Source organism: Pseudomonas sp. NPDC087346 (assembly GCF_044744235.1).
Taxonomy (GTDB): Bacteria; Pseudomonadota; Gammaproteobacteria; order Pseudomonadales; family Pseudomonadaceae; genus Aquipseudomonas.
The window spans coordinates 1-657 of sequence record NZ_JBIUXX010000164.1; the positions used below are offsets into that span (position 1 = coordinate 1).

Here is a 657-nt window from a genome sequence, read left to right on the forward strand (position 1 = left end):
AATCATAAACATACCACCCAGCTATAACGCTGAATCTACAATAATTCAATAAACTACGCAAAAAAAAACTAATGTATTCGGTTCAAATCCGGCCCCCGCAACCAGTTTAAGGAGCCCCTTTTAAGGGGCTTTTTGTTAGCTGGACACTTTCTACGCCGCTGTTCGACGGCGTTTCAAGGATGGGCGTTTCGCCCATTTTTTTATTTTGCACGCATGCATCTACATGCACGAGGGGGTTCAGTGTCGAGCAAGCTAGAAGAGTTGCAGGCCTTGCTGGCCCCGGTGGTCGTGGCCCTAGGCTATGAATGCTGGGGTATTGAGTTTTCGGCTCAAGGTCGCCACTCAATGTTGCGCGTTTATATTGATAAAGAGGGCGGTGTGCTGGTGGACGATTGCGCCATTGTCAGCCGTCAGATCAGCGGTGTCCTGGATGTTGAAGATCCGATCACCGTTGAATACACCCTTGAAGTTTCCTCGCCTGGCATGGAACGCCCGCTGTTCACTATTGAACAGTTTGCCAAATTTGCCGGTGAACAAGTGAAGATCAAGCTGCGCTCGCCTTTCGAAGGTCGACGCAACTTTCAGGGCCTTCTGCGCGGCGTAGAAGAACAGGATGTCGTGGTGCAGGTAGAAGACCATGAGTTCCTGTTGCCGATC

The 657-nt window shown here is 50.4% G+C and carries 1 protein-coding gene; it reads left to right on the forward strand.

Features of this window, described 5'->3' with window-relative positions; all coding sequences use genetic code 11:
- Positions 1-240 precede the first annotated feature (240 nt).
- Positions 241-657, forward strand: a 417-nt coding sequence (rimP, locus tag ACIOZM_RS31790; protein ID WP_401221637.1) for a ribosome maturation factor RimP, incomplete at its 3' end; no start/stop codon positions are given.